The sequence below is a fragment of the Streptomyces sp. NBC_01306 genome, from assembly GCF_026340465.1.
Classification (GTDB): domain Bacteria; phylum Actinomycetota; class Actinomycetes; order Streptomycetales; family Streptomycetaceae; genus Streptomyces.
Map to the genome: position 1 here is coordinate 4934430 of NZ_JAPEPC010000001.1, position 13664 is coordinate 4948093.

Annotated in this window: 10 protein-coding genes; 6 read left to right on the plus strand and 4 right to left on the minus strand. The window is 70.6% G+C overall.

What is annotated here, in order from left to right:
• The first annotated feature begins 63 nt into the window (after positions 1 to 63).
• From OG385_RS21800 to OG385_RS21810, 3 genes are read left to right on the plus strand one after another with little or no spacing between them, the layout of a single operon-like run.
• A complete protein-coding gene (locus tag OG385_RS21800) occupies positions 64 to 1734 on the plus strand; it encodes a class I adenylate-forming enzyme family protein (RefSeq protein WP_266856832.1) in 1671 nt (556 codons plus the stop codon).
• Positions 1735 to 1737: 3 nt separating this feature from the next.
• Positions 1738 to 2904: a CaiB/BaiF CoA-transferase family protein gene (locus tag OG385_RS21805; RefSeq protein ID WP_266856834.1), complete on the plus strand. Its 1167-nt coding sequence runs from the start codon at positions 1738 to 1740 to the stop codon at positions 2902 to 2904.
• Positions 2901 to 3785 carry an enoyl-CoA hydratase/isomerase family protein gene (locus OG385_RS21810; protein ID WP_266856836.1) on the plus strand — a complete coding sequence of 295 codons (885 nt, stop codon included), beginning with the start codon at positions 2901 to 2903 and terminating at the stop codon, positions 3783 to 3785. The genes OG385_RS21805 and OG385_RS21810 overlap by 4 nt, the downstream gene beginning before the upstream one ends.
• A 93-nt stretch (positions 3786 to 3878) precedes the next feature.
• On the opposite strand, the gene OG385_RS21815 is transcribed toward OG385_RS21810, so the two are convergent.
• Genes OG385_RS21815 through OG385_RS21830 form a run of 4 tightly spaced genes read right to left on the minus strand, consistent with a single transcriptional unit; the run spans position 3879 to position 9677 of the window.
• Positions 3879 to 5036, minus strand: a complete 1158-nt coding sequence (locus OG385_RS21815) for an acyl-CoA dehydrogenase family protein (protein WP_266856837.1) — start codon at positions 5034 to 5036, stop codon at positions 3879 to 3881.
• A 2-nt stretch (positions 5037 to 5038) separates the two neighbouring features.
• Complete coding sequence (locus OG385_RS21820) at positions 5039 to 5980, minus strand: hydroxymethylglutaryl-CoA lyase (RefSeq protein ID WP_266856839.1); 942 nt, start codon at positions 5978 to 5980, stop codon at positions 5039 to 5041.
• A complete protein-coding gene (locus OG385_RS21825; protein ID WP_266856840.1) occupies positions 5977 to 8043 on the minus strand; it encodes an acetyl/propionyl/methylcrotonyl-CoA carboxylase subunit alpha in 2067 nt (688 codons plus the stop codon). Before OG385_RS21825 ends, OG385_RS21820 begins: the two co-directional genes overlap by 4 nt.
• Positions 8044 to 8054: 11 nt before the next feature.
• Positions 8055 to 9677, minus strand: a complete 1623-nt coding sequence (locus OG385_RS21830) for a carboxyl transferase domain-containing protein (protein WP_266856842.1) — start codon at positions 9675 to 9677, stop codon at positions 8055 to 8057.
• Positions 9678 to 9842: 165 nt separating this feature from the next.
• Here OG385_RS21830 and OG385_RS21835 point away from each other — a divergent pair, with 165 nt between their 5' ends.
• The 3 genes from OG385_RS21835 to OG385_RS21845 all read left to right on the plus strand — a co-directional run bounded on the left by OG385_RS21835 (position 9843) and on the right by OG385_RS21845 (position 13650).
• The gene (locus OG385_RS21835; protein ID WP_266856844.1) at positions 9843 to 10451 is read left to right on the plus strand and encodes a TetR/AcrR family transcriptional regulator; all 609 of its coding nucleotides are present in this window, start codon (positions 9843 to 9845) and stop codon (positions 10449 to 10451) included.
• 101 nt (positions 10452 to 10552) lie between these two features.
• Positions 10553 to 11332 (plus strand): phosphatase, encoded by a 780-nt coding sequence (locus OG385_RS21840; protein WP_266856846.1) that lies wholly within the window; start codon positions 10553 to 10555, stop codon positions 11330 to 11332.
• Between the two features lie 188 nt (positions 11333 to 11520).
• The gene (locus OG385_RS21845; RefSeq protein ID WP_266856848.1) at positions 11521 to 13650 is read left to right on the plus strand and encodes a hypothetical protein; all 2130 of its coding nucleotides are present in this window, start codon (positions 11521 to 11523) and stop codon (positions 13648 to 13650) included.
• Positions 13651 to 13664: the final 14 nt, after the last annotated feature.

Consider the following 13664-nt stretch of genomic DNA (forward strand, 5'->3'; position numbering starts at 1 on the left):
CTTACGGATCCTGCTGCCCCTGCTGCCCCTGCTGCCCCTTCGGACCACACGGACACGACTGATGTGACGGGCAATCAACCGTGCACGGTTGCAGAGCAGTTCGCGCTGGCCGAGTCCGCCTACGGCGACCACCCGGCCCTGCGGTCGGCCCCGACCGGGCCGGGCCGGCGGTGCGGCTGGCTGACGTTCTCGGAGGTCGCCGAACTCGCCGGGGCTGCCGTTGCCCACCTGGTCGAGCACGGTGCCGCCTTCGGCGACCGGGTCGTGCTCGCCCTGCCGAACAGCATGGTGCTCCGGATCCTCGACCGGGCCGTGCTCGGGTCCGGGCTCGTCCGGGTCGCGCTCTCCCCGCGCCTGCACGCACGGGAGATCGCCGACATCGCGCTCGACTGCGGTGCCCGTGCGGTGTGTTGCTCCCCCGGGGCGGCGGAGGAGATCGGTGCGGCTCTCACCGCTGTGGGGTCCGCCGCGGTCGTGATCGGCTGCGCGGACGGAACGCCGCATCCCGGCCGCCCGCCCGCGACGCTCACTCCGGCCTCGTTGGCGGCCTCGCCCCCGTCGCCTCCCGTAACCCCGCGGCCCACAGCCTCACGTACCGGCGCACCCTGGCCTGCGCCGGCCCCCTCCGACATCGCGATGCTGATGTACAGCTCGGGGACCACGGGCCGGCCCAAGGGCGCCGTCGTGACACACCGGACCTGGGTGGCGCAGACCCGCCGGGCACTTCGTGAGCTGCCGTTGACCGGACCTGGCGACGTCGTCCTGGCGGTCGCCCCGATGAGTCACTTCGGCGGATCGATCGGCCTCGACTGCGCTGTGAGCGGGGCGGCCACGGTGACGATGCCCCGGTTCGAACCCCGTGCGGTCCTTGAGGCCGTCGAGAGGTACGGAGTGACGGTCCTGCCACTCGCGCCGATCATGCTCGAACGGCTGGCACTTGCCGCCGTCGGAGTGACCGGCCCGCTGCGCGGCGTCCGGGTCGTTCCGTACGGCGGCTCGCCCATCAGCGCCGATTCGCTCGCGCTGGCCGAGAAGCTCTTTCCCGGTGCTCTCACCCAGTTCTACGGGCTGGCCGAAGCGCTGGCGCCGCTCACGGTGCTGTCGCCGGCCGACCACGCCACGGGGGTCCCCGGGCGGCTGGCTTCCGCGGGCCGGGTCTCCACCGGAGTCGAACTGCGCCTCGTCGAAGGAGAGATCGTGGTCCGGAGCGACACGGTGATGACCGGTTACTGGAACAGGCCGGAGCTGACCGCCGCGGTGCTCTCCGACGGCTGGTTCAGGACCGGCGATCTGGCGCACCTGGACCCGGACGGCTATGTCCACCTCAACGGCCGTTCCAGCGACATGATCGTGACCGGGGGGTTCAACGTCCACCCCGCCGAGGTCGAGCGAGTGCTCGCCGGGGTCCCCGGGATCCGTGACGTCGCGGTGGTGGGGATGCCCCACCCGGTGTGGGGCGAGGGCGTCACCGCTGCGGTGGTACTCGACGGCGACCGATGGGGCGCCGCTGACGACGTAGCCGACCGGGACGTGATCCTCGCGGGCATCAACCGCGCCTGCAGATCGGCCATCGCGGGCTACAAGAAGCCCGTAGCGGTGCACCGGATCCCGGAAATTCCCCGCAACGCCGCCGGAAAGACCGACCGCAAGGCGTTGCGACACCTGCTGTCCGGCCTGTCCGACCCGTACAGCACGCCCGACCCAACCGACCCGTCCGGCCGAGAGGAACACTGAGACATGCAAGCGCTTGACGCCATCCGCGTTCTCGATTTCACACAGATGATGCTCGGCCCCTTCGCCACCCAGCTCCTGGCCGACCTCGGCGCCGACGTCATCAAGGTCGAGCGGCCGGAAGGGGAATGGGAGCGGGACCTCGCCATGATGGGCGAGTACGTCGACGGGGAGTCGGCGGCGTTCCTCGCGATGAACCGCAACAAGCGTTCCGTGGCCCTCGACCTCAAGGATCCCCGGGCCAAGGACGCGTTGCTGAAGCTCGCCGCGACCTGCGACGTGGTCGTCGAGAACTTCCGCCCCGGTGTGATGGACCGGCTCGGCCTCGGTTACGCGGACTTCAAGGCAGTCAGGGACGACATCATTTACTGCTCGGGCTCCGGCTGGGGCCAGGACACCGGCTTCGCCAGGGAGGGCAGGCCCGGCCAGGACCTGCTCATCCAGTCGATGTCGGGCCTTGCCGCATCGACGGGACGCGACATCGATCCGCCGACCCCGGCCGGTACGGCCATCGTCGATCACGCCACCGCGCTCACCCTCGCCAACGGCATCATGGCCGCCATCATCGCCCGCAGCACCCACGGCATCGGCCAGCGGGTGGAAGTGGATCTGTACTCGACGGCCATCGCGATGCAGTGCCAGGAGATCTCGGCATTCGTGAACCAGGGCGCCGAGTACCGGCGGTCGGGCTCCGGCATCGGACAGCCGTGGTTGTCCGCCCCGTTCGGAATCTACGAGACCAGCGACGGCTGGATGGCGATCGCGATGGCACCCCTGGAGACGGTCGCCTCGGCCGTCGGGGTCGCCGGCATCGCCGACTTCGACGCCTGGACCGAGCGCGACGGGGCCAAGAACGCACTTGAGGCGATCATCCGGACGAACACCGCTCAGCACTGGCTCGACGTGCTGCTCCCGGCCGGGGTCTGGGCGGCAAAGGTGCGCAGTACCAAGGAAGCCGTGGACGAACTGCGGGAACAGGGGTCGGATCTGCTGGTGACCGTCGACGGTCCGGCCGGCACCCCGATCGAGCTCGTCGGCTGCCCGGTCTCGCTCAGTGGTACGCCGTGGCGGCAGCGCCTCGCGCCGCCACGGATCGGTGAGCACACCGCCGCTGTCTTCGGTGAGGTGCTCGACGACGTGAGCCTGGCGAACCTGGTCGGTGACGCCCGATGAGCGCTCAGCAGGAGCCACCCACGGTGACGGCAGGGCCGGTTGGGTATCCCCACCCGAATCTCGCAGTCCAGGATCACGCCGTCCAGGACCACACGGTCGCCGGGGCCGGCGCGGGCACCGTCCGCGTGCTGCGGATCGACAGGGAGGACAAGCTGGGTGCGCTGTCGGGCGGGCTCGTCGTGGCGCTCGGCGAGCAGGTCGCCCGGATCCGGCAGGACCCGGGGATCCGTTCCGTTGTCCTCACCGGCACCGGCCGCGGGTTCATCGCGGGCGCTGACGTGGGCGAGTACTTCGAGGTGAGTACCGAAGCCTTCATGGCGTACCAGCGGACCTCGCGCGAGGTGTTCGACGCCCTCGAAGGGCTGCCGCAGCCGACCGTCGCCGCCGTGAACGGTTACGCCTTCGGCGGTGGGTTCGAGGTGGCGCTCTGCTGCGACTTCATCATGGCATCGGAGCGGGCCCGATTCGCCCTGCCGGAGGTCACGCTGGGCCTGATACCGGGAGGCGGCGGCACCCAGCGGCTGGCGCGAGCGGCCGGGACACGTCTCACCAAGGAACTCGTGATGACCGGTCGCCGTATGCGCCCGGACGAGGCCTTCCGGCACGGCCTGCTGACCGGGATCACCGAGCCGGGAGCCTTGCAGGCACGCGCCGTCGAGTTCGCCGCTTCCCTCGCGGTCAAGGCCCCTCTCGCGGTCCGCGAAGCCAAGCGGATCATCGACGGCGGGGTGGCGCAGGAGCTGAGCGCGGCCCTCTCGGCCGAACAGTCCGCTCTGGGACGGCTCTTCGACTCCGCCGACGGACAGGAGGGAATCCGCGCGTTCCTTGAGAAGCGCGCGCCTGCCTTCACCGGCTTCTCCTCCACCGGCCTCGTCCCATGAGGACGGCTGCGTCACCACGGTCGGCCGGGCGGGCCGTACGGACTCTTCAGCACCGTACGGCCCCCCGGCACACACAAGACCCCAGGGCGGACCTCACCCCGTAGGCAGCCCCAACTCCCGTGCGATCAGCATCCGCTGGACCTCGCTCGTGCCCTCGCCGATCTCCAGGATCTTGGAGTCGCGCCACATCCTGGCCACCGGATACTCGTTCATGAAGCCGTACCCGCCGTGGATCTGTGTCGCCTCGCGGGCGTTGTCCACCGCCACCGTCGAGGAGTACAGCTTCGCCAGCGCCGCCTCCTTCTTGAACGGGTCGCCGCTCACCAGCCGTGACGCCGCGTCCCGCCATGAGACGCGCGCCGTGTGGGCCTTCATCTCCATGTCCGCGATCTTGAACTGGATGGCCTGGTTGTCGCCGATCGGGCGGCCGAACGCGTGGCGCTGCTTCGCGTACGCCAGGGACTCGTCCACACAGCCCTGCGCCAGGCCCGTCGCCAGGGCGGAGATCGCCACCCGGCCCTCGTCGAGGATGCGCAGGAACTGGGCGTAACCGCGGCCCTCTTCGCCGAGCAGGTTCGCCGCGGGGACCCGGACGTCCGAGAACGACAGCTCGCGGGTGTCCGACGCGTTCCAGCCGACCTTCGAGTACGGGGCCGCCACCGTGAAGCCGGGGGTGCCCGAGGGGACGATGATCGCGGAGATGTGCGGGCGGCCGTCCGGCTTGCGGCCGGTGACCGCGGTGACTGTGACCAGGCCCGTGATGTCCGTACCGGAGTTGGTGATGAAGCACTTGGAGCCGTTGATCACCCAGTCGTCACCGTCGCGCACCGCCGTGGTGCGGGTGCCGCCCGCGTCCGAGCCGCACTCCGGCTCGGTCAGGCCGAACGCGCCCAGGATCTCGCCCGAGCACATCCGGGGCAGCCACTCACGCTTCTGCTCCTCCGTGCCGAAGCGGAAGACCGGCATCGCGCCCAGCGAGACGCCCGCCTCCAGGGTGATCGCTACCGACGAGTCGACGCGGGCCAGCTCCTCCAGGGCGATGCCCAGGGCGAAGTAGTCGCCGCCCATCCCGCCGTACTCCTCCGGGAACGGCAGCCCGAACAGGCCCATCCGGCCCATCTCGCGGATGATCTCGTACGGGAACTCATGGCGCTCGTAGAAGTCGCCGATCTTCGGGGCGACCACATCGTGTGCGAACGCCTCGACCGTGCGGCGGAGTTCTTCGAGTTCGGTGCTCAGACGGTGGTCCATCGTTACTGCTCCTGGTGGGAGAGGGCACGTACGGTGCGGGACGGGCTGGGTCGGCCCAGTTGTCCGGCCATCCACACACTGGTGTCGGTGAGGCGGCCGAGGTCGACGCCGGTCTCGATGCCGAGTCCTTCGAGCATCCAGACGAGGTCTTCGGTGGCGAGATTGCCGGTGGCGGACTTCGCGTACGGGCAGCCGCCGAGCCCGCCCGCCGACGCGTCCACCGTGGTCACGCCGTGCTGGAGGGCGGCCAGGGTGTTGGAGAGAGCCTGGCCGTACGTGTCGTGGAAGTGGACGCCGAGCGAATCGGTGCCGACGCCGGCTTCGTTGAGGCCGGTGAGCAGGGCCTGTACGTGGCCGGGCGTCGCCGTCCCGATGGTGTCGCCCAGGCTCAGCTCGTCGCAGCCGAGGTCCAGCAGACGCCGGGCGACCCCGACCACCCGGTCGACCGGGACCGGCCCCTCCCACGGGTCGCCGAAGCACATCGAGAGATAGCCGCGCACGTGCAGTCCCGCCGCGCGGGCCTTCGCGACGACCGGCGTGAACATGGCGAGCGACTCGTCCACGGTGCGGTTCAGATTGGCCTTGGCGAACGACTCCGTCACGCTGCCGAAGACCGCGATCCGGCGGGCCCCGAGCTCCAGGGCGCGGTCGAGGCCGCGGCTGTTCGGCACCAGGACCGGCAGGTCCACGCCCCGTAGGTCCGCGAGCTGCGGGAACAGCTGCTCGGCGTCGGCCAGTTGGGGCACCCACTCGGGGCGCACGAAGCTGGTCGCCTCGATGGTCGTCAGCCCCGCGTCGGCCAGGCGGTGGATGAACTCCGCCTTCACCTCGGTCGGTACGACCGTCTTCTCGTTCTGCAGCCCGTCGCGGGCGCCGACCTCGTGGATACGGACCCGGGCCGGAAGCCCCTCCGCCGGTACGGACATGGGCAGGCCGTTGGTCATGACTCCTCCTGCGGGATTCCGGCCGGGTCGCCGATCGGGATGCTGCCCGGGAGGACGTCGGCCGGGATTCCGGCCGGGACGTCGGCGGGGGCCCCGGACGGGACGTCTGCCGGGGTGCCGGCCGGGACGTCCAGGGCGTCGGCCGGGGTGACGACCGCCAGCACCTGGTCCATCGCGACCGTCGTGCCGGGGGCGACGTCCAGTTCGGTGACGGTGCCCGCGTGCGGGGCGGTGATCACGTGCTCCATCTTCATCGCCTCGACCACCAACAGGCCCTGACCGGCGACCACTTCGTCCCCGGTGGCGACCTTGACCACGGTGACCGTGCCCGGCATCGGCGCGGTGAGCGAACCGGCGCCGCCCCGGCCCGCCGCCGCGTCCAGCGTGGTCTGTACGGGGTCGTGGTCCTGGACGTGCCAGGCGTCGCCGTCCCGGCCGAGCCAGTCCCCGGCGTGGTGGAAGGTGTGCACGGTCCCGTCGACCGTGACCGTCACCGTGTCCGGTGTGACCCGGCCCGCGCCCCCGGTCAGTACTGCCTCGTGCCCGGTGATCTGAAGCCACCGGGTCACCGGCAGGGCGGGGCCGCCCAGCCGCCAGCCGCTCGGCGCCGAGAACGGGTCGGTCCAGCCGCCGGCGTCCGGTTCCGGAGCCGCCCCGGCCGCCCGTACCGCGGCCGCGGCCGTGTACACCTCGGGCGGCACCGTGTCCGGCACCAGGCCGTCCGCCTCCCGCTCCACCAGACCGGTGTCCAGCTCGCCCGCGACCACCGCCGGATGGGCCAGCAGCCGCCGCAGGAAGCCCGCGTTGGTCGGGACGCCCAGGGTGACCGTGCCGGCCAGCGCCGCCCGCAGCTTGCGCAGCGCCGTCGCGCGGTCCGGGCCGTACGCGATGACCTTCGACAGCATCGGGTCGTAGCGGCTGCCGACCTCCACGCCCTCGCTGAGGCCCGAGTCGGTCCGTACGCCGTGCCCCTGCGGTTCGCGCAGCGCCAGCACCGTGCCGCCCGACGGCAGGAAGCCGCGCGACGGGTCCTCCGCGCAGACCCGCGCCTCGATGGCGTGCCCGGTGAGCACGATGTCCTTCTGCTCGTACGGCAGTTGCTCTCCCGCGGCGACCCGCAGCTGCCACTCCACCAGGTCGAGGCCGGTGATCAGCTCGGTCACCGGGTGCTCCACCTGGAGGCGGGTGTTCATCTCCATGAAGTAGTACGAGGACGGGTCGCCGCCCGGGACGATGAACTCCACCGTGCCCGCGCCCGTGTATCCGCAGCTGAGCGCGGCCTGGACCGCGGCCTCACCCATCGCGGCCCGCGTCGCCTCGTCCAGCAGGACCGACGGCGCCTCCTCGATGATCTTCTGGTGGCGGCGCTGGAGGGAGCACTCGCGTTCACCCAGGTGCACCACGTTCCCGTGGGCGTCCGCGAGGACCTGGATCTCGATGTGGCGCGGGCGGTCGATCCACCGCTCCACCAGCAGGGTGTCGTCGCCGAACGAGGACCGCGCCTCGCGCCGGGCCGATGCGATCTCGTCGGCCAGCAGCGCTTCGTCGCGGACCAGGTGCATCCCCTTGCCGCCGCCGCCCGCCGACGGCTTCAGCAGTACGGGCATCCCGATCTCCCGTGCGGACGCGGCCAGTTCGGCGTCGGTGAGCCCGCTGCCCGACGATCCGGGCACCACCGGGACGCCCGCGGCCCGCACCGTCGCCTTGGCGCGGATCTTGTCGCCCATCAGGGAGATCGCCGATGCGGGCGGCCCGATGAAGACCAGGCCCGCGTCGGCGCACGCCTGCGCGAACTCCGCGTTCTCGGCGAGGAACCCGTACCCGGGATGGACCGCCTGCGCGCCGGAGCGCGCCGCCGCGTCCAGCAGCCGTTCCACCGACAGATAGCTCTCGGCGGCGGGCGCGGGACCGAGCCGGACCGCGGTGTCGGCCTCCCGCACGTGCCGGGCGTCCGCGTCCGCGTCGCTGTAGACGGCGACCGAGCGGATGCCCAGCTCCCGCAGCGTACGGATGACGCGCACGGCGATCTCGCCCCGGTTGGCGATCAGAACGCTGTCGAACATTTCCACCCTCATCACATCCGGAAGACGCCGTAGCCGGGCGTTGCCCGGTCCTTCTGGGCCAGCGGGGCATTGGCGCAGGCGGTCAGCGCGAGGCCGACGACCTGGCGGGTCTCCAGCGGGTCGATCACGCCGTCGTCCCAGAGCCTGGCCGTCGCGTAGTAGGCGTTGCCCTGCTCCTCGTACTGCGCGCGGACCGGGGCCTTGAACGCCTCTTCGTCCTCGGCGCTCCAGTCGTCGCCCAGCTGGTCGCGCTTGACCGTGGCCAGCACGGAGGCGGCCTGCTCGCCGCCCATCACGGAGATCTTGGCGTTCGGCCACATCCACAGGAAGCGCGGCGAGTAGGCCCGGCCGCACATCGAGTAGTTCCCCGCGCCGTACGAGCCGCCGACGACCACCGTCAGCTTCGGCACCCGGGTGCAGGCCACCGCCGTCACCATCTTGGCGCCGTGCTTGGCGATCCCGCCCGCCTCGTAGTCCCGGCCGACCATGAAGCCAGAGATGTTCTGGAGGAAGAGCAGCGGAATGCCGCGCTGGTCGCACAGTTCGATGAAGTGCGCGCCCTTCTGGGCGGATTCGGAGAAGAGAATGCCGTTGTTGGCGACGATGCCGACCGGATGGCCGTGGATCCGGGCGAAGCCGGTGATCAGCGTCGTCCCGAACTCCGCCTTGAACTCGGCGAACCGCGAGCCGTCCGTGATGCGCGCGATCACCTCCCGTACGTCATAGGGCGTACGGGAGTCGACCGGCACCGCGCCGTACAGCCCGGCCGGGTCCACCTTCGGCTCCGCCACGGGCTCCACGGACCAGGGGAGCGGGGTGCGCTCCGGCAGCGTGGAGACGATGGTCCGGACGATGCGCAGGGCGTGCGCGTCGTCCTCCGCGAGATGGTCGGTGACCCCGGAGGTCCGCGCGTGCACCTCGCCGCCGCCCAGCTCCTCGGCCGTGACGACCTCGCCGGTCGCGGCCTTCACCAGCGGCGGGCCGCCCAGGAAGATCGTGCCCTGGTTGCGGACGATCACCGCTTCGTCGCTCATCGCCGGGACGTACGCACCGCCCGCCGTGCAGGAGCCGAGCACGGCGGCGATCTGCGGGATGCCCAGTCCCGACATCCGGGCCTGGTTGTAGAAGATCCGGCCGAAGTGCTCGCGGTCCGGGAAGACCTCGTCCTGCATCGGCAGGAAGGCACCACCCGAGTCGACCAGGTACACGCAGGGCAGCCGGTTCTCCAGGGCCACCTCCTGGGCGCGCAGATGCTTCTTCACGGTCATCGGGTAGTACGTGCCGCCCTTGACCGTGGCGTCATTGGCGACCACGACCACCTCGCGCCCGCTGACCCGGCCGATCCCGGCGATGACCCCGGCGGCGGGCGCCGACCCGCCGTACATGCCGTCGGCGGCCAGCGGCGCCAGCTCCAGGAACGGCGAGCCCGGGTCCAGGAGGGTGTCGACGCGGTCGCGCGGCAGCAGCTTCCCGCGCGCCACATGGCGGGCCCGCGACTTCTCGCCGCCGCCGAGACGCGCGGCTGCCAGCCGGGTCCGCAGCTCGGTGACGAGCGCTCCGTGCGCCGCCTCGTTGGCCCGCCAGGCCTCCGAAGCGGGATCGGCCGCGCTCGTCAGAACTGGTGCCTGCTGCATCGGTCGGGCCCCCTCTGCTCTGTGTGCTTTTCTGCTCTGCGCTGATGGCTTCTGGTCTGCGCCGATTGCTTCCGATCACCATCCCTACCCGGTCGGGGCGGTTAGTGATCGTTAACACCTGCGGCCAGGTTAACGCTCGCTAACCCCGCTGTCTAGAATGGAGCCATGAGCACCAGGACGGACGCCCCGACGCGGCGCGAGCAGATCCTCAAGGAGGCGGCACGCCTCTTCGCCGAGCGTGGCTTCCACGGCGTCGGCGTCGACGAGATAGGCGCAGCGGTGGGCATCAGCGGTCCCGGCCTCTACCGCCACTTCGCGGGTAAGGACGCGATGCTCGCGGAACTGCTCGTCGGGATCAGTGAGCGGCTGCTCGACGGCGGCCGGACGCGGGCGGAGCGGGCCGTGGGCGGCCCGGCGGCGGTACTCGCCTCACTGATCGACGGACACATCGACTTCGCGCTCGACGACCGCCCGCTGATCACCGTCCACGACCGGGAGCTGGACCGGCTGCGCGACAGCGACCGCAAGGCGGTCCGCAGGCTCCAGCGGCAGTACGTCGAGCTGTGGGTCACCGTCGTACGCGAGCTGTACCCGCACACCCCGGAGCAGGAGGCCCGCGCGGCCGTGCACGCCGTCTTCGGCCTGCTGAACTCCACCCCGCACCTGGGCACCGGCGGCCTGCCCGGCCGGACCGCCACCGGCGCGCTGCTGCGCCGCCTCGCGCACGGCGCTTTCGAGGCACTGGACGGGGCACCGGCGCCGGCACCGGCATGAGCGCCGGAGCGGATGCCGGGCGAGGCGCCGGCGGCGGGCTGAGCCCGGTCTCCGCCGATACCGGACTGACGGGGACAGGGCCTGGCGTCCACAATGGGCTCATGCCGATACCCAGCCGTGCCGAACTCGTCGACCACCTCGTCCGCACCCGGATCGCCGGGAACGTCGCCACGCCCCGCGACAACAACCTCTCCCACTACCGCAAGCTCTCCAACGGCGACCGGCACTTCTGGCTGGGGCTCGAACTCGGTGACCGCTGGGCGGACGAGCAGGACGTGCTCGCCGTGATGGCCGAGCGCTGCGGCGTCAACGACGACCCCGGGCACCGGCACGGCCAGGACACCATCGACCCGCAGCTGACGGTCGACGCCCTGGACCGGATGGCCGCCCGGCTGCGGAAGGCCGCCGAGGGCAGGGAGAGCGTGCTCTTCGCCACCGGCCACCCCGGCGGCCTACTGGACGTGCACCGGGCCACCGCGGACGCGCTGCGCACGGCGGGCTGCGAGATCGTACGGATTCCGGGCGGGCTCACCGCCGACGAGGGCATGGTCTTCCAGTTCGCCGACGTCGCCGTGCTGGAGCGCGGGGCGACCCTCTGGCACACCCACTCGCCCGAGCCGATGCGGGCCGTCCTCGACGGCCTGGAGCGCGCGGGCAGGCCCCTGCCCGACCTGGTCGTCGCCGACCACGGCTGGGCGGGCTGCGCGGGCCAGCGGGGCCTCGACTCGATCGGCTACGCGGACTGCAACGACCCCGCACTCTTCCTGGGCGAGGCCGAGGGCACGCTCCAGGTCACGGTCCCACTGGACGACCACGTCACGGACCCGCGCTTCTACGACCCGATGACGGCGTACCTGCTGGACGCGGCGGGGCTGGGCTGACGGCCGCCGGAAGATTCGCCAGGACTTCAGCAGTGGCATGCCCCGTTCCCTGCATTCAGCGCATCCCTGTCGTGGCCGAAGTCCATCCCGGAAGGATCGGCTCATTTCCGTAGCGTCGTTTCTCGGTGGTTGCGCTGTACTGGCTGGCACGGCGGGCGATACGCGCGCCGACGGCGGCGGAGGGCAGCGTGTTGGCGAGACGTCTCTTCATGGTCATGGCCATGAAGGTCGCGTTGACAGGCGGCGCCACCGCCGCTCATGCGGCGCCCGGCTCCTGGCATTGGCGCCCGACGGCACCGCCGAAAAGCCATGTTGTGGCCGGCGAGATGCGCTCGGACAAGGAATCCGTACCCGACGGGTACAGCAAGGCTGATGCCGACAAGGCCGAGACCATGGAGGCGGGAGAGGGCGTCACCGCCGACTGCCAGGTGTACTGGCCTGCGCCCTACGAGGTCTGCGGGGCCATCAAGGACAAGTACAACGAGCTCGGCGGCCCGAACAGCTTCCTTCTCCTGCCCAAGTCCAACGAGCTGACCAACCCTGACGGGTACGGCAAACGCACCGAATTCGTCAACGGTCCGATCTACTGGTCGCCGCAGGGCGGCGCGCATCCGGTGGTCAACCATTTCTTCGCCGCGTGGGCCCGCAACGGCTACGAGGCAGGTGCTCTGGGCTACCCCACCAGCGACGAGCTGGTGAATGCCGACAACGTCGGGCGGCGCCAGCAGTTCGAGCACGGTGACATCTACTGGAAGCTCAACGAGGCCTACGCCGTGCACGGCGCGATCCTGGACAAGTGGAATGAGGCCGGCCGGGACGGTGGCTACCTCGGCTACCCGATCGGAGACGAGTTCACCACACCCGACGGCATCGGGCGGGCCAGCCGCTTCGAACACGGAATGATCTACTGGACCGAGGCCTATGGCGCGCACCCGGTCAGCGGCGGCCTGCTGACCAAGTGGGAGATGTCCGGGTTCGAGGCCGGACCGTACGGCTATCCGACCGCTGACCAACAGCCGCGAGGGTCATCCTTCGACCAGGAGTTCCAGTTCGGCACCATGGGGTTCCCCACCGACCCTGTGTCGGCAGCCGATCCCGATGACGGGGACGCTGAACCTACTGTGGGCGAAGCGCGGCCGGTGACCTGGTTCGACTTCGCGGCCGACGCCCGCACGGGCAACCAGACCCCGGTCAAACAGGGCCCCATCGGCGACCTGCAGCCGTGCCAGGAGGGCGTTTCCTGCATCGAGGGCGGGGAGCCGGGCCCGCCGGGCACGGACCCGGAGGACCCTGTCATCGACGGTCCCGATACCCAGGGGTCGTTCATTCCGGGCTGGTGCACCACAGAGGCGTGGGACGGGCGCTGGCGGGCGAGCCGCAAGAACGCCTGCGCCATCTGGGACAACCTTGCCCTGAAGGTCCACAACTCCAAGGGCGCCGAGATCGGCAGCATGCCCTTCCTCGTGAAAACAGGCATCTTGAGCTCCCACAAATCCGGTGAGATCCAGCAAGAGGTCCGCATCACGTTCGGCCCCCTCGTCGGCGATGTGGGTACGCCGACCTGGCGCTACGAGCCGGACTACAACGGCCACGACAGCGATGCCTACAGCGTGGAGGGGCCCAAGAGCGGGTCCGTGATCAAACCCAACTCCACCAAGTCGATCGTCATCAAGTGGAAAGAACAGGCCATGGCGGACAACGCCATCGCATTTCCGGGCCTGAATTTCACGTACAGCTTCGGCAACCTCGGAGACGTGACTCCCAGCAACGACGGCGTGATCCGCAACAACATGTTCCGGTGCGACTCGACCATGAAAACCTCCAGCGGCAAGTACCGGCAGGGCTGTGTAGATGCCGGCAGGCCCCCGGAGTTCGAGTTGACCTCCGTCGATCCCGAACAGACCTGGCACGTCGAGGAAGCCATCAAGTCAGGTCTTCCGGGTGCGGCGGGGAGCCCGTTGCACAGGCTGGCCGACAAGAAGATGCGGGACATCAACCGACAGACCTCGTGCCCCAAGGCCGGCAAGGTACGTGATGGCCGGACGCTGGCAGGCAGGTCGTGCGACGAGTATCCATTCGCCTCGACCAAGGAGGGCGCGGCCTCTACGAAGAACGGCCGCACCATCAACGAGAACTGCCATGTCCCGGACCTGACACCCGCTACGGGACCGAACGGGTACAGCGTCTGCATGATCGACGCGAAACAGAACTCCCACAGCGGCAGCCTGCTCGGGTCCTTCTACGGCACTGAGCGGGTCATCGACGGGGACGAGTTCACCGTCACGACGTCCGGTGGCTCAGCGCCGCCCAAGCCCTGATCGACAGGTTGCAC